The organism is Aeromonas sp. TS_SC_11, from assembly GCF_057318915.1.
The window spans coordinates 107,330-122,040 of the sequence record NZ_CM170470.1; the positions used below are offsets into that span (position 1 = coordinate 107,330).

Here is a 14,711-nt window from a genome sequence, read left to right on the forward strand (position 1 = left end):
GTGTAGAGGGCCTTGGGCCAATTCGTTAGAAAAAACCGTCGCATTTTAGCACTCAGAATCCCGGATGGGAAAACCATGAGGCCGTTGCGGGCTAAAGTAGGGGGTTAAATTTGCTGCCCGGCCGCCTGCAGCCTGATATTTGAGGGGGATCGCAAAACCGAAGCGGCATTTCCGATTTGCTATGGGGAGTGTTGGAGAGCTGCCTCCTCCGGCCGATATCCAAACAACTCTCACACTACTTCTCACGACACAAGGAAGAGACGATGCAGTTCCGTTCTATCCAGAATCGAATTCTGGTCATGGCCGGGATCGCCATGACCGCAGCCCTGGTCATACTGATCCTGCTCAACCAGTATTCCGGTCAACAGACCCAACAGCTGACCATCAGCTCCAGTCGCGCCGCCCTGCAGCAAGAAGCCTGGCAAAAAGTGAGTGCCAACGCACGGGCCGAGGCCGCCACCATCACACAGTTGCTGCAAAAGGGACTCTCCTATACCCAGCAGATGGCCAGTGCCCTCGCCTTGCAACAAGAGGGCAAGCTACCGCTGGATCGCCAGCAGGCCACCGACCTGCTCAAGGCGCAGCTCGCGCTCGAACCACAATTGTATGGCGCCTTCGCCGGCTTCGAGCCGAACGGCTTCGACGGCCAGGACGCCACCTTCGCCGGTCAAAGCGCGCTGGGCAGCGACAGTCAGGGCCGCTTCGTGCCCTACTTCTATCGTGACAAGGACCAGATAGGCACAGACCTGCTGCTTTCCATCGAAAAGACCGATCCGGATGAATTCGGCAACCCGGCCAACGACTACTACTCCTGCCCGAAACGGGAGGGACGCTCCTGCCTCATCGACCCCTTCAAGGTGGACATCAACGGCCAGCAGGTGCTGGTGAGCACCATCACCACCCCCATCATGGTGGCAGGCAAGTTCAAGGGGATCGCCGCGCTGGATCTGGCTGTGGACTCCATCAGCCGTCAGGCCCAGTCCCTCAACAGCAACATCTATGACGGCAAGGGCGAGACCCTGATCGTCAGCGCCGCCGGCGTCATCACGGGCACCAGCGGTGACGCCAGCCTGCTTGGCAGCCGGGCCGACAAGCTGCTCGGCAACCAGTGGCAGCAATATCTGAAACCGGAAGTACAGCGTCAGGAGCTGGACGAGTCGTTTCGTATCTCTGTGCCCATCATGGTACCAGGCATGAGCCGCAACTGGGCCATCATAGTCACCCTGCCCTACAAGGTGGTACTGGCGGGCGCCGATCAGCTGGAAAGCCAGCTAAGCGACATGAGTCGGGCTGCCATGACCCAGCAACTGGTGGGTGCCCTTGTCGTACTGGTGCTGGCACTGGCCACCATGCTGATGATAGCGCGCAGTATCACGGGCCCCATCCGCCAGATGGTCAGCCTGGTAGATGACATTGCCGATGGCGAGGGGGATCTCACCAAGCGCCTCACCACCCGATCCGTCGACGAGCTGGGGGATCTCGCCAAGGGCATCAACCGCTTCATCGACAAGCTGCAGGTGCTGCTGGGGGATGTGCTGAAAACCGCCAGCGAGGTGAACCGCCACGCCGGTGATACCGACCGCATTGCAGGCCAGACCGACACCAACTTGCAGCATCACCAGGCGGAGATGGAGCAGATGCTGACCGCGGTACAGGAGATGTCCTATGTCAGCCAGGAAGTGGCCACCCACGCCAACAACACCGCAGACTCGGCCAAGCAGGCCCAGAGCGCGGCGGATCAGGGCAAGGTACGCTTCCAGCAGGTGATCCAGTCCATGCACAAGGTGGCGGCCGAAGCAGGCAAAGGCGCCGAAGTGGTCGAGGGGCTGGCTCACGACAGCGAGCAGATCACCAACATACTCACTGTGATCCAGGGCATTGCCGATCAGACCAACCTGCTCGCGCTCAATGCCGCTATAGAGGCAGCACGGGCAGGCGAACAGGGCCGAGGTTTTGCGGTGGTGGCCGACGAGGTGCGCAAGCTGGCGGGCAACACCCAGCAGGCGGTGCAGAACACCCAGGAGCTGCTCGAGAAAATCCGTCTCAGCTCGGCCAATGCGGTCAGCGCCATCAATCAAAGCCAGCAGCTGACCCATCAGGCGGTGGGCGAGGCGGATCTGGCGGAAGAGGCGCTCGCCAGCATCTATCAGGCCATCTCTACCATCAACGACATGACCTATCAGATCGCCTCCGCCGCCGAGGAGCAGAGCTCCGTCTCCGAGACGGTGTCCGGCAATCTGTCAAAAACCAACGCACTGGCCAACGACATCGCTCAGGATGCGACCGAAACGGCCAAAGCCAGCCAGGCATTGCGTCAGGCAGCCGAGCGTTTGCAGCAATTACTGGGACAATTTCGTCTCAGCTGACAATTTTCCTCTCTCGGACTCTCCCCCTCGGGGGCGAGTCCGTTTACCATAGGCAACGAATTTGCCTGATGGCAGGCAATGTAGTGAGAGGTAAATGCCGTGCCCACCCCGGACCGTCGCCCACGTGGCCATAACAGACGAGCCCAGCAGCGTCGACAAGACGAATCACAAGGATCCCTGCTCCATCGTATCAATGCCGCTACCCTGCCCCTGCGCCAGCGCATCGGCCAAGGGATGCGTGGCCTTGGCCAACGCGGCCAGGAGGCCGGCGCGGGCAAATTCAAGCTGGCCAACCCGCTGCCCCGCAAACACACCATAGGCCTGCTGGTGCTGGTGCCCATCTGGCTGCTGTTGCTGGCCTGGGAACCTGCGCCTGCCATGCCGACAACCGCCCCGTCCGGTTCGCTCGCCGTGCCGCTGGCCGTGCCAGCCGAAGCGCTGACTACTGGCAATGGCACCTCGGCCGCCAAACCGGTCGAAGAGAAAGTAGATGGCAGCTGGCTACAGCACGATGTGCAAGCCGGTGAAACCCTCTACTCCATCTGGCGCAAGTTCGAGCTGCCAGGCGCCGAGCTCAGTCGCCTGATTGCCATCGAAGGGCCGGACCGCCCTTTGACCCGGCTGCAATCGGGCAAGTCGGTGTTCATTCTGGTGGATGACAACCGCCGTATCCAGCGGGTGGAGATCCGCTCCTACGGTCAGGCCATCTATCGGTATGACCGGCAGGGCCAAGGGTTCGCCCTCAAGGAGTGACAAAACGGGAGGCCATGAGCCTCCCGCTTTTTGATCCAGCACAGTGAAATAAGCCGCTGACTTCACAATATTTTTAGCTTGCTCAAAAAATGAAAAGCACAAAATTGACAAGGATCTGCTCTCACGTACAATCGTTTGTGCTTTAGACAGGGATTGTTCTACATGCTACTGGGACAAATTGACGTGGTCAGTCATGCTTCAACCCCTGATTCCTAGGCAAATGCTGCCCAACAAGGCTTAGTTTCATTTCGTTATAGATAGGACTTACCACATGTCTGACATTCGCACCGGCCAAGTAAAATGGTTTAACGAAACCAAGGGTTTTGGCTTCATTGAGCAATCCCAGGGACCGGACGTTTTCGTTCACTTCTCCTCCATCCAGAGCACAGGTTTCAAGACCCTGGCTGAAGGTCAAAAAGTCCAGTTCACTGTGACTCAGGGCCAAAAAGGTCCTCAGGCTGAGAACGTTACTCTGCTCTAAGCCACGCCAGTGAGCCTGTAGGAGGAGACCTGCTCCTCCTATTTTTTTGCCTGCCGTTTACCATTCCACTATTGTTCATCGCCCGCTGGTGACCAGACCCTCTCCGGGTTGTGACTGCGCTTGCCCGCCATTTCCCTCTTGTCGCCCCTCAACCATCAGGCCATCACGAGCACTGGGTATCAGCTCACCCCGGACCAGGGCAGCGTCTTGCTATCAGGCTAAGCGAACTTGGCAAACAGAGGGGTAGAGCTGAAAAGCAGGAACACAAACGCATCGCAGCGCGATACGGAAGTCATTTTTGGAGGATTAAAAGGAATGCTGGTACTACGAAGAGAAATTGGAGCGGGAAACGAGACTCGAACTCGTGACCCCAGCCTTGGCAAGCATGAATCATGCTCTACCGACTGCGATTGGTTCAGTACTCGATGACGTACAGAGAGGGCATTTGAAGAGAAATTGGAGCGGGAAACGAGACTCGAACTCGCGACCCCAGCCTTGGCAAGGCACGGAGCATGCTCTACCAACCGGGTGTTGTAATCAATATGTTTATCTATTGGATTTGGGTACTTCGAAGAGAGAGATTGGAGCGGGAAACGAGACTCGAACTCGCGACCCCGACCTTGGCAAGGTCGTGCTCTACCAACTGAGCTATTCCCGCAACAGGATGTCACTTGCAAATGTGTTGGAGCGGGAAACGAGACTCGAACTCGCGACCCCGACCTTGGCAAGGTCGTGCTCTACCAACTGAGCTATTCCCGCAACAGGATGTCACATTGCAAATGTTTGGAGCGGGAAACGAGACTCGAACTCGCGACCCCGACCTTGGCAAGGTCGTGCTCTACCAACTGAGCTATTCCCGCAACATAAATGGTCGTTTTGCGCTGGTGAAGATGATTGGAGCGGGAAACGAGACTCGAACTCGCGACCCCGACCTTGGCAAGGTCGTGCTCTACCAACTGAGCTATTCCCGCATCGGGCTGGATTGAACCAGTTTCATCATCACAATTTGGAGCGGGAAACGAGACTCGAACTCGCGACCCCGACCTTGGCAAGGTCGTGCTCTACCAACTGAGCTATTCCCGCAACAGCGTTGTCATTATCTGGTCTGTGAAGATGATTGGAGCGGGAAACGAGACTCGAACTCGCGACCCCGACCTTGGCAAGGTCGTGCTCTACCAACTGAGCTATTCCCGCATCGGGCTGGATTGAACCAGTTTCATCATCACAATTTGGAGCGGGAAACGAGACTCGAACTCGCGACCCCGACCTTGGCAAGGTCGTGCTCTACCAACTGAGCTATTCCCGCACACACCATAAAATGGCATCAAAACAAATCGTGCAGCATTTGGTTGCTTGCGCTACTGCACGGGAGCCGAATTATAAGAGCAGTCTTTCCAATTGCAAGGGCTTTTTCGTCTGGTTGCGCGCGTTCGCTCAAAAGCTGGCCGAACTGTCGATTTTAGCAACCAATCGATGGCAACCCCCTGCCAGGCAATCAGATCTTGAAGACGTGACTACGATAGAAGCGCAGCTCGGCGATGGATTCACGAATATCGTCCAGCGCCATGTGGGAGCCACTCTTGGTGAACTGATCCAGCAGCTCTGGCTGCCAGCGACGTACCAGCTCCTTGATGGTGCTGACGTCAACGTTGCGGTAATGGAAGAAGGCTTCCAGCTCGCTCATGTGCTTGACCATGAAGCGGCGATCCTGGCCTATGCTGTTGCCGCACAGCGGGCTGGTGCGCTCCGGTACCCACTGGCGAATGAAATCGAGGGTCTCGGCCACGGCCCTGGCTTCGTCATACTGACTCTCCTTGACCCGGGCCACCAGTCCGCTCCTGGTATGGGTGTTGACGTTCCAGTCGTCCATCTTGGCCAGCTCTTCATCGCTTTGGTGGATGGCGATGACAGGCCCTTCTGCCAGCACGTTCAGATCCTTGTCGGTGACTATGGTGGCGATCTCCAGTACCACGTTCTCTTCGGGGTCCAGACCCGTCATCTCCATGTCGATCCATACCAGGTTCTGCGCGCTGACTGTCATGATTATTCTCTCTATTGGGAGGAATGGCGGAATTTTGCCAATTTGCATGTATCATACTGGCTTTGAATCTGTTCATAAACTGGCGAATCGAGTGGCAAAGAAAGCAAAACTCAATCTGGGTCAACAAAGGCGCGTCCAGGCCAACCGCGAGCGGCGGTTGCAAAAAGATCACACCACTGTCGTGGATGACACCCTGTTTGGCCCGGCCATTGAAGGAGTGGTGATCAGCCGTTTCGGTCAGCATGCTGACGTAGAAGCGACTGACGGCACCATCCACCGCAGCAACCTGCGTCGCAGCAGCATCAGCAGCCTGGTGTGTGGCGACAAGGTGGTCTGGCGGCCCGGCCTCAATACCGCGACCGCAGGGGTCATAGAGGCGGTGCATCCGCGCCACTCAGTGTTGACCCGGCCGGATTTCTACGACGGGGTCAAACCCATCGCCGCCAACATCGACCAGATCATCATCGTCTCGGCGGTGATGCCCGAGTTCTCCACCAACATTGTCGACCGCTATCTGGTCGCCGCCGAGGATGTGGAGATACAGCCACTCATAGTGCTGAACAAAGTCGACATGCTCGATGATGCTGCCCGCATCCGTGTCGAACGGCAACTCGACCCCTATCGCAAGCTGGGCTACCAGGTGATCCTGGTGAGCTGTGAGAGCGGCGAAGGCCTCGATGAGCTCAAGGCCCAGTTCGAAGGCAAGATCAGCATCTTCGTCGGCCAGTCCGGGGTGGGCAAGTCGTCGCTCACCAACGCCCTGATGCCGGGGCTGGATGTGCTGACCGGCGAGATCTCCGAAAACTCGGGGCTAGGTACGCACACCACCACCACGGCGCGACTCTATCACTTCCCGAGCGGCGGCGATCTCATCGACTCCCCCGGGATCCGCGAGTTCGCACTCTGGCATCTGGAAGCTGATCGCATCACCTGGTGCTTCATCGAGTTTCGTGACTACCTGGGTGGTTGCCGATTCCGCGACTGCACCCACAAGGACGACCCAGGCTGCGCCCTGCGTGCGGCGGTCGACCGTGGCGACATCAGTGCCGATCGCTTCCACAACTATCACCGCATCCTGGAAACCATGCAGGAAGCCCGCCACGGTCGGCAACAAGCCCGGACGTGACCTATTCAACCCTCTTTCCATAAAGACCAGATCAAGATCATGAGCATCACTGACAACCTGAAAATTGCCGGTCAATACTGTTTGCCCAAGTACGCCCTCTCCCGTCTGGTGGGCAAGCTGGCTGCCGCAGAAGCGGGCAACCTCACCACCAAGGTGATAGAGGCCTTTATCAAGCAGTACGGCGTCGACATGAGCGAAGCGCTGCACGAAGATCCGGCCCACTACGCGAGCTTCAACGCCTTCTTCACCCGCGAGCTCAAGCCGGGGATCCGTCCGCTGGTCGAGGATGCCATGACCCTGGCCCTGCCGGTGGACGGCACCGTCAGCCAGCTCGGCCCCATTCATCAGGGCCGCATCATCCAGGCCAAGGGCCACGACTACAGCGCCCGCGAGCTGCTAGGTGGCTTCGAGGATCTGGTGGCGCCATTCAAGGATGGGGACTTTGCCACCATCTATCTGGCGCCCAAGGATTACCACCGCATCCATATGCCGCTGGACGGCGTACTGGAGAGCATGGTGTTCGTGCCGGGGGATCTCTTCTCCGTCAACCCGCTCACCGCCGAGAATGTGCCCAACCTGTTCGCCCGCAACGAGCGTGTGGTCGCCACCTTCCGCACCCCCCATGGCCCCATGGCGCTGGTGCTGGTCGGCGCCACTATCGTCGCCAGTATCGAAACCATCTGGGCCGGCAATATAGCGCCGACCAAGCAGAAAGAAGTGGTGCGTTGGGATTACAGCGGTGATGAAGCCATCACACTGCAAAAAGGGGCCGAGATGGGCCTGTTCAAGCTCGGTAGCACAGTGGTCTGCCTGTTTGGCCCTGGCATGCTTGCCGGTTTTGAGCCCCATCTGGCCAATGGCGTCACCACTCGCATGGGTCAACCCTTTGCCAAGCTGGCGGCCGACGCATGAGTGACCAGCCAGGCTCCTCGCAAGCAAAAAACCCGCTGCACGGGCTGACCCTGGAGGCGATCGTTATCGCCCTGGTCGAGCACTATGGCTGGGCAGAGCTCGGACAGCAGATAAACATCCGCTGCTTCACCGACGACCCCAGTATCAAGTCCAGCTTGAAGTTCTTGCGCAAGACCCCCTGGGCACGGGAGAAGGTCGAAAGCCTCTACCTCTATGTCCAGCGCAAGCAAGCCAAATTGAAGAAGGAAGGGCCAGATGGCGTTTAAGATTACCTACACCTACAAAAAGCAGACCAAAGAGCTCGGCTATGCGAACGACAAGTTTCGCAGCATCTACGATGCCATTGCCACCGCCGAAGGGCTGGATCTCTCCAGCTTCCACGCCATGGAGGCCCAGCTGGCCCAAGTCTGCCGCCGCGACAAGAAGAGCGTGAAGGATTACCAGGAGAACTACTTCAAGGAGCTGGGTTTCTCCAACATCGTCATCGAACGGGACAATCTCGAAGACAAGCAGGAGTAAGCATGCGCACTCTGACTCTGATGGCCGCCTCCCTGCTGCTGGCGGCTTGCAGTACCCCGACCCAGCATATGGTCGGCAATGATCAGGATATCCACGGCTGTCGTGCCAGCGCCGGTTATCAATGGTCCGCGCTGACCAACCAGTGCGTGCGCCTGTTCGAGCAGGCGGTGAGACTGCAATCCCTCCAATCGGATGAGACCGGCAGCGCCTTCGTGCTGTTCAACGCCGACCAGAGCAAGGCCGAATTGACTCTGCCAAACGGTGAGCAGACCTTGCTGACCCGACAAGGGGATGAGGGCAACTGGTCCTGGCAGGGAGGTGCCTACCAGCTCTTCCCCTGGAAAGGCTATGTGCTCAAATCCGGCGAGCAGGCTCTCTTTCACGGTGACAGCGCCCTCTAGTCGCCAGCCAGTCGTGCTGACGCTCCGAACGCCCCCGGCCCCTGCCGGGGGCGTTTTTCTTTATGTCTGGCGGCAACACAGGGGCACCCGGGTGTCAGAACCTGAAATGCGCTGACGGCGGCATATACCCTCTATTCAGGGCATGCTGACCGCCCAAAAACAAACACCCCGCTGCAAGCAAGGGGGTGTTTGATGCTGGCCACCATACAAGCAGGCGGCTGACAGAGGCGGATCAGTTGCCCAGAGTGGCAAACAGACTCTGTTCCAGGCGCCCCTGGGAGACACAGACAGGCGTGATGGAGGGGGCCGCAACACGCTCGCCGGACGACTCAACGAAGTAGAGCTGGGTATTGCCCTTGACGTTGACGGTCGCCACGCTGTTGTTGCCGCTCTGGGTGATGATCAGATTGATCTGCAGATTGGGGTTGCCCAGCGCCACTTTGGAACCCATGGTGCCGCAATCCAGCCACTCCAGACCATCGGCGGAGTTTTCGACGTTGGCCGTCATCAGACCTGAGCCACGCTGGCTGTTCTCGATGTTGAGACCATGATCGGCAAACCACTTCTCGGCACGGGCCCACACCAGATCCACAGGGATCTGCATCTCCTGGGTGTTGTTGGTCGCCTTGGCAACCGGCGGGTTATAGCGGTACTGCTCACCACCATTGTTGTCGCTGGCACACCCGACCATCAGCAGGGCCAGGGCGATCCCCAATATCTTTTTCATGCTGCTTCTCTCATCCATATTATTCGGCCATCGGCCAACCGGCGGCTATTATGGCGTTGACGACACAGACTGTCAGCAGAGATCGGCAGAAATGCATCCTCGTTAACCCAAGCTTTACAAAACCCGTCTGCTATCATAGATTTGCTCGAAATTACCCCCGTGAGTGCCTGCGTGAATTCCTTGCTCACCCTGACGCTGTTACAGCAGATCATCGATCAGTTGCCCATGAATATCTTCTGTCGGGATACGGACGGGTGCTACCTGTTTGCCAACCGCACGTTTGTGGAGCAGGCCGGTCTGCAGCAAACAGAAGAGCTCATCGGCAAGACGGACATAGAGATGCCATGGGGCAACATCTTTCGGGAAGAGGATGATCGCCTGCTGGCAGAGGGCAATCCTCTGCTCTATCAGCAGCTGCACTGCAACAGTGGCGACAGCACCCGTTGGATGGAGATCCACAAGATCCCCCTCTATGACGAGCAGGGCAAGCCGGTGGCGCTGTTTGGCATGGTCAACGAGATTGGCCAGCGCAAGGAGCTGGAGCAGACCTTTCGCCAGCAGCAGCTGCTGCAGCGCCGGCTGCTTGACGCCATCCCGGATCCCATCCGGCTGGAAGACCATCAGGGACTGCTCATCGACTGCAACCAGGCCTTTCTCGACTTCATGGGCATGGCGGCGAGCGAGGCGCTCGGCCAGCGTGTCGCACACAGACTCTCAACCGAGTTGCCCATGGGGCGGGGCGAATACTGCCTGGTGGATGCCAACGGTCAGGGCCGCCACCTGGAGATAACCCGGGTCGATGTGCCGGACGACGAGGGCAACTCCCTCGGCATCCTGACCTTGAGCCGTGACATCACGGGACTGCGGACCACCCAGGCCCAGTTGCAGCAGGAGCAACACTACGACAGCCTGACCGGCCTGCTCAAACTCTCCCATTTTCTGCAGACCAGTCGCCACCTCGGGGCCCGCAAGGCCAGCCTGCTGCTGGTCGACCTGCAACACTTTCGCGAGATCAATGACCGCTTCGGCATCCGGGTCGCCGATCGCCTGCTGAGCCAGGTGGCCCGTCGTCTGCAACAGCTGGCGCCGCCCCAGTCACTGGTGTGCCGGGTCGCCGCCGACGACTTCGCCATGCTGCTGCCCGAGTTGAGTGAACCGCTGGCGGACTGGAGTCGCCGCCTGCAAAACGAGCTGATGGTGCCCTACCAGATCGAAGAACACAGGATCCAGATCCCTGTGTTCCTTGGCATTGCCCACGGCAGGGCCAACGACGCCGAACGGCTGTTGAGCCATGCCGAAGCCGCGCTGGCCCAGGGCAAGCGTCAGCAGCAGCACTGTACCCTTTTCGATCCCGAGCTAGACGCCAAACTCAAACGCCGTCAGCTGATCGCGGCCCAGCTGCCGCTGGCCATCAAGTCGGGGCAACTCACCGCCGTCTATCAGCCCATCATCAGCACCCGCAACAACCAGTTGCACGGGGCTGAACTGCTCTGCCGCTGGCCCCACCCCGAACTCGGCATGATCTCGCCAGATGAATTCATCCCGCTTGCAGAGGAGCTGGGGCTCATCGGCCAGCTCGGTCAGCGCATGCTGGAACAAGGCTGTGCCCAGCTGGCCCGCTGGCAGGGTGCGGCACCGGATCTGGTGCTCTCAATCAATCTGTCACCGCTGCAATTTCGTGACCCCGACCTCTGCCCGCAGATCTTCGCCTGCATAGAGCGTCACGGGCTCGCCCCCTGGCAACTGGAGCTGGAGATCACCGAAGGGGTGCTGATGGAGAACGCCGACGAGATTGAGAGCAACCTCGCCAACCTGATTGAGGCGGGTTTCCAGCTCGCCATCGATGACTTCGGCACAGGTTACTGCTCGCTCGCCTACCTGCCACGGCTGCAGGTGGCTACCCTCAAGCTGGACCGCAGCTTCACCCAGGGGCTGGCCACCAACCAGGCCACCACCGCCATAGTGCGCTCCGTCATCGGCTTGGGCCACGAGCTTGGGATCAGGATCACAGCCGAAGGGGTTGAAACCCCCGAGCAGCAAGCCTGGCTGGTACAAGCCGGTTGCGATCGGCTGCAAGGCTACCTGTTCAGCCGCCCACTGCCACCCGACGAATTTGCCCGCAACTATCAGTTGCCCGGCAGCTGATCGCAGACAACAAAAAGGCCACTCGAAAGTGGCCTTTTTGTTGTCCGGCACAGCGCAGACACCCGCGGTTGTCCTTACTCCTGGAAGTAAGTGCCCCAGCCGTCGTAATCCACGCCGTACTTTTTGAGGATCGGCAACATTTTCTCGATGTCGGCCACTATGGTCTCTATGTCCAGCTTGCGCTCTATGGTGGCATCGAAACAGAAGATGGGGGCGCCGTCATCCAGCTCCATCTCTTCCGCGTCAGTCACTTCAAAACCGGCCTTGAACAGGTCGACGGCCGCTTTCTCCAGCTGATCGAAATCCTGACAGGCGAAGTGGTGCTCAATGTCATATTCCAGATCCGGGTTGCTGCCATCGGCCAGCAACTCGTTGACGATGGCGGTGGTCTCTGCACGCCACTCTTGCAAATCAAGACTCATATTAACCCCAGCTACTACTTTGTTAGTGTCACATGCCGTCGGCAATCGGGTGCCTGCTTCGGCTCACATTCACCCGGAGCGGCATAGTTGCGGCAAAGCATACCCGCAGAGCGCATCCGGCTCAATGCGCAAGCCAAGATAGCGGCTCGCCCGGGGCCACCCCAAATGGGGTGCCATCATAAAAGGTTAATAAAGTGTAATCTGCCGCTTCTCGTGAAATGTCCCATACGGAACTTCACATCTGGATTGACGATACGCACAACCCCATCGAAAAGCACTGTGAAATCAGCACTATCAATCAGTTTTCGCTCAGTGACAAGGGTCACTCAAGGGGTGTATCAAGGGACGCGGGCGCAACAGGGTCCGTACGGAAAGAGGAGCCAGCAAGGCTCCCTTTTATCATGTGAAGGAGCACATAGAATGCCTAAAAAAACAATAATGAGCCTGATCATCGGCTCAACCCTTATGATTGGAAACCACGCCATGGCCGCCCCGGTACATGGCCCGTTCGATGCCCCCCTGGCCGACGAGGTGAAGGTGCTGGATATGCTGAAGAAAAGCGGTCGCATCCCCACCCTGGCCTCCCCCGAGATGGAGCAGGCCGCCCTCGCCCGTTTTTATCGCGAGAAGTCGCGAGCCTACCAGGGCCACAGCGGCACCCTGGCGGTGAAAGAGGGCAAGATGCGGGAGACCATCCTCAAGAAGATCCGCCTGAACGGCACGGCCCGTCCCGGCGACCGGGTGCCCACCCTGCTGCTCAAGTCCATCGAGAAGGAGCACTACAACGGCAAGATGCGCAAGGACAAGATCCTCGCCATCCTGGTGGACTTTCCCGACTACCCGAAGAACAGCGTCACCCCGGATCTCACCAAGATGTACTACCCGGACTACACACCCGAGCACTACAACGACCTGCTGTTCTCCGGCAAAGGCTACAAGGGCCCGAACGGTGAAACATTCATCTCCATGCGCCAGTTCTACGAGCAGCAATCCGGCAAGAGCTACAGCGTGCGCGGTCAGGTGGCGGGCTGGTATACCGCCGACAAGAATGCCGCCTACTACGGCGCCAATGCCACCCCCAACACCATTCGGGACCTGGTGAAGGAGGCGTTGATCCAGGTGGCCAATGACCCCTCCATCGATCTGGCCCAGTTTGACCAGGAGGATCGTTACGATCTCAACGGCAACGGCAACCGGAACGAGCCGGACGGTCTCATCGACCACCTGATGATCTTCCACTCCAGCGTGGGGGAAGAGGCCGGTGGTGGCGATCTTGGCGAGGATGCCATCTGGGCCCATCGCTGGAACCTGGGTGCCCCCTTCCCCATCCCCGGCACCAGCAGCCCGAACGGCAACTTCGGCGGCCAGTTTGCCGCCTACGACTACACCATCCAGCCCATCGATGCGGCGGCCGGGGTCTGTGCCCATGAATATGGCCACGATCTGGGACTGCCGGACGAGTACGACACCAAGTACACCGGCAAGGGTGAACCTGTGGCCACCTGGTCCATCATGTCATCCGGCTCCTGGGCCGGGGTGATAGGCGGCACAGAGCCGACCGGTTTCTCCGCCTGGGCCAAGGAGTTCCTGCAGGCCTCCCTCGGCGGCAACTGGTTGCACGGCAGCAATGTGCAGCTCGCCGACCTCAGCCCCCGCGGCAACGTCTACATGCTGGATCAAGCCAACGACAAGGGCCGCAACGACGACGTGGTACGCATCAATCTGCCCGCCAAGCAGATCCCGCTCAATCCGCCTTATGCCGGCCAATACGAATACCACGGTGGCAAGGCCAACAACCTCGACAACCGCATGAACCTGACCCTGGACTTGACCGGCAAGCAGAGCGCCAATCTGGCGTTCAAGGCCTGGTACCAGATTGAAGAGGGGTTTGACTATGGGCGGGTGCTGGTCAACGGTCAGCCCATCCCCGGCAACCTGACCACCAGCGACGATCCGAACGGGATCGGCTTTGGCGTCGGCATCACGGGCAACTCCAATGGCTGGACCGATGCCGAATTTGACCTGAGCCCCTGGGCCGGTCAGAAGATAACCCTGACCCTGCAATACCTGAGCGATGGCGGCGTGGCCGAGAACGGCCTGTTCGTGGATGAACTCCAGGTGGCCGCCGACGGCGAGGTACTGCTGAGCGACGGGGCCGAGGGCAGTTCTGCCTTTACCCTGGCAGGCTTCGTGAAGAGCAACGGCAACGAGGCAAAGGATCACTACTACCTGGCCGAGTGGCGTAACCACGCAGGGGTCGACAAGGGGCTGGCCCACATCAATGTGTCTGACCAGCTGATGCGCTACGAGCCGGGCATGTTGCTCTGGTACGTGGACAACAGCCAGGACAACAACTGGGTAGGCGTTCACCCGGGTGAGGGCTTCCTCGGCGTCGTTGATGCAGACCAACGCACTCTGAAGTGGAGTGACGGCGCCGTCGCCGGCACCCGCTACCAGATCCACGATGCCACCTTCAGCCTGGGCTTCCAGCAACCGCTCAACCTCAAGCACCCGAGCGGCTCCCTGCTGCGCGATTTCTGGGTCACCCCGAACCGGGTGTTCAAGGATTCCCGCAGCTACCAGAGCAAGGAGATCCCGGATGCGGGTCGCCTGCTGCCCGAGCATGGCCTCAAGATCAGCGTCACCGGTCAGGCCCGCGACATGAGCACGGGACGGATCATCGTCAGCCGTCACTGAGTCATCCAATGCACCCAGGGGGCTCTGGCCCCCTTTTTCATTGCCCACAACGAAAAAACAGCACAACAAGGCAGGATTGAGGGTAAAAACCGCTGACAGGAGGGGAAATTGCTCGGTTATC

General features: G+C 59.1%; 13 protein-coding genes and 7 tRNA genes. 10 read left to right on the forward strand and 10 right to left on the reverse strand.

The genetic code is table 11. The features are described from left to right. The first annotated feature begins 263 nt into the window (after window positions 1-263). From AC1P02_RS00500 to AC1P02_RS00510, 3 genes are all read left to right on the forward strand, one after another. Window positions 264-2,366, forward strand: a complete 2,103-nt coding sequence (locus tag AC1P02_RS00500) for a methyl-accepting chemotaxis protein (RefSeq protein ID WP_099994207.1) — start codon at window positions 264-266, stop codon at window positions 2,364-2,366. 99 nt (window positions 2,367-2,465) lie between these two features. Further along, a complete protein-coding gene (locus tag AC1P02_RS00505; protein ID WP_058393667.1) occupies window positions 2,466-3,119 on the forward strand; it encodes a LysM-like peptidoglycan-binding domain-containing protein in 654 nt (217 codons plus the stop codon). 271 nt (window positions 3,120-3,390) lie between these two features. Next, window positions 3,391-3,600, forward strand: coding sequence for a cold-shock protein (locus AC1P02_RS00510; RefSeq protein ID WP_005317918.1), 210 nt, complete (start codon window positions 3,391-3,393; stop codon window positions 3,598-3,600). A gap of 582 nt (window positions 3,601-4,182) precedes the next feature. On the opposite strand, the gene AC1P02_RS00515 is transcribed toward AC1P02_RS00510, so the two are convergent. The 8 genes from AC1P02_RS00515 to orn form a co-directional block, all read right to left on the reverse strand. Beyond that, window positions 4,183-4,258 (reverse strand) — tRNA-Gly (locus AC1P02_RS00515). 25 nt (window positions 4,259-4,283) lie between these two features. Next, window positions 4,284-4,359, reverse strand: a tRNA-Gly gene (locus AC1P02_RS00520). Window positions 4,360-4,384: 25 nt separating this feature from the next. Then, window positions 4,385-4,460 (reverse strand) — tRNA-Gly (locus tag AC1P02_RS00525). 35 nt (window positions 4,461-4,495) lie between these two features. After that, a tRNA-Gly gene (locus tag AC1P02_RS00530) sits at window positions 4,496-4,571 on the reverse strand. 36 nt (window positions 4,572-4,607) lie between these two features. Next, window positions 4,608-4,683, reverse strand: a tRNA-Gly gene (locus AC1P02_RS00535). Between the two features lie 35 nt (window positions 4,684-4,718). Beyond that, window positions 4,719-4,794, reverse strand: a tRNA-Gly gene (locus tag AC1P02_RS00540). 36 nt (window positions 4,795-4,830) lie between these two features. Continuing rightward, window positions 4,831-4,906: transfer RNA gene (locus AC1P02_RS00545), tRNA-Gly, on the reverse strand. A gap of 189 nt (window positions 4,907-5,095) precedes the next feature. Then, complete coding sequence (gene orn / locus AC1P02_RS00550; RefSeq protein ID WP_111588383.1) at window positions 5,096-5,641, reverse strand: oligoribonuclease; 546 nt, start codon at window positions 5,639-5,641, stop codon at window positions 5,096-5,098. A 91-nt stretch (window positions 5,642-5,732) separates the two neighbouring features. On the opposite strand from orn, the gene rsgA reads away from it, so the two are divergent. Genes rsgA through AC1P02_RS00575 form a run of 5 tightly spaced genes read left to right on the forward strand, consistent with a single transcriptional unit; the run spans window position 5,733 to window position 8,599 of the window. Next, a complete protein-coding gene (gene rsgA / locus AC1P02_RS00555; protein ID WP_059113181.1) occupies window positions 5,733-6,767 on the forward strand; it encodes a small ribosomal subunit biogenesis GTPase RsgA in 1,035 nt (344 codons plus the stop codon). A 39-nt stretch (window positions 6,768-6,806) separates the two neighbouring features. Then, window positions 6,807-7,679 carry an archaetidylserine decarboxylase gene (asd, locus tag AC1P02_RS00560; RefSeq protein ID WP_485183565.1) on the forward strand — a complete coding sequence of 291 codons (873 nt, stop codon included), beginning with the start codon at window positions 6,807-6,809 and terminating at the stop codon, window positions 7,677-7,679. After that, a complete protein-coding gene (locus AC1P02_RS00565) occupies window positions 7,676-7,945 on the forward strand; it encodes a VF530 family protein (protein WP_485183567.1) in 270 nt (89 codons plus the stop codon). Before asd ends, AC1P02_RS00565 begins: the two co-directional genes overlap by 4 nt. Continuing rightward, window positions 7,935-8,198, forward strand: a complete 264-nt coding sequence (locus AC1P02_RS00570; protein ID WP_408112924.1) for a DUF2960 domain-containing protein — start codon at window positions 7,935-7,937, stop codon at window positions 8,196-8,198. Before AC1P02_RS00565 ends, AC1P02_RS00570 begins: the two co-directional genes overlap by 11 nt. A 2-nt stretch (window positions 8,199-8,200) precedes the next feature. Next, entirely contained in the window at window positions 8,201-8,599 is a 399-nt protein-coding gene (locus AC1P02_RS00575) for a hypothetical protein (RefSeq protein ID WP_485183569.1), read from the forward strand. Between the two features lie 232 nt (window positions 8,600-8,831). Here AC1P02_RS00575 and AC1P02_RS00580 read toward each other — a convergent pair whose 3' ends face one another. Beyond that, complete coding sequence (locus AC1P02_RS00580) at window positions 8,832-9,326, reverse strand: substrate-binding domain-containing protein (protein ID WP_059113161.1); 495 nt, start codon at window positions 9,324-9,326, stop codon at window positions 8,832-8,834. 171 nt (window positions 9,327-9,497) lie between these two features. Here AC1P02_RS00580 and AC1P02_RS00585 point away from each other — a divergent pair, with 171 nt between their 5' ends. After that, the gene (locus tag AC1P02_RS00585) at window positions 9,498-11,471 is read left to right on the forward strand and encodes a sensor domain-containing protein (protein WP_485183572.1); all 1,974 of its coding nucleotides are present in this window, start codon (window positions 9,498-9,500) and stop codon (window positions 11,469-11,471) included. Window positions 11,472-11,545: 74 nt separating this feature from the next. Here the strand turns inward: AC1P02_RS00585 and rraB are convergent, their stop codons facing one another. Beyond that, window positions 11,546-11,893, reverse strand: coding sequence for a ribonuclease E inhibitor RraB (rraB, locus tag AC1P02_RS00590; RefSeq protein ID WP_485183574.1), 348 nt, complete (start codon window positions 11,891-11,893; stop codon window positions 11,546-11,548). A 420-nt stretch (window positions 11,894-12,313) separates the two neighbouring features. Between rraB and AC1P02_RS00595 the strand changes: the two genes are divergently transcribed. Further along, window positions 12,314-14,590, forward strand: coding sequence for an immune inhibitor A domain-containing protein (locus AC1P02_RS00595; protein WP_485183576.1), 2,277 nt, complete (start codon window positions 12,314-12,316; stop codon window positions 14,588-14,590). Window positions 14,591-14,711: the final 121 nt, after the last annotated feature.

Excerpts from the sequence above, each read along its gene's own strand:
- AC1P02_RS00500 (WP_099994207.1), top strand. The coding sequence starts at position 264 with ATGCAGTTCCGTTCTATCCAGAATCGAATTCTGGTCATGGCCGGGATC.
- AC1P02_RS00510 (WP_005317918.1), top strand. The coding sequence starts at position 3,391 with ATGTCTGACATTCGCACCGGCCAAGTAAAATGGTTTAACGAAACCAAG.
- orn (WP_111588383.1), bottom strand. The coding sequence starts at position 5,641 with ATGACAGTCAGCGCGCAGAACCTGGTATGGATCGACATGGAGATGACG.
- asd (WP_485183565.1), top strand. The coding sequence starts at position 6,807 with ATGAGCATCACTGACAACCTGAAAATTGCCGGTCAATACTGTTTGCCC.
- AC1P02_RS00565 (WP_485183567.1), top strand. The coding sequence starts at position 7,676 with ATGAGTGACCAGCCAGGCTCCTCGCAAGCAAAAAACCCGCTGCACGGG.
- AC1P02_RS00570 (WP_408112924.1), top strand. The coding sequence starts at position 7,935 with ATGGCGTTTAAGATTACCTACACCTACAAAAAGCAGACCAAAGAGCTC.
- AC1P02_RS00575 (WP_485183569.1), top strand. The coding sequence starts at position 8,201 with ATGCGCACTCTGACTCTGATGGCCGCCTCCCTGCTGCTGGCGGCTTGC.
- AC1P02_RS00580 (WP_059113161.1), bottom strand. The coding sequence starts at position 9,326 with ATGAAAAAGATATTGGGGATCGCCCTGGCCCTGCTGATGGTCGGGTGT.
- rraB (WP_485183574.1), bottom strand. The coding sequence starts at position 11,893 with ATGAGTCTTGATTTGCAAGAGTGGCGTGCAGAGACCACCGCCATCGTC.
- AC1P02_RS00595 (WP_485183576.1), top strand. The coding sequence starts at position 12,314 with ATGCCTAAAAAAACAATAATGAGCCTGATCATCGGCTCAACCCTTATG.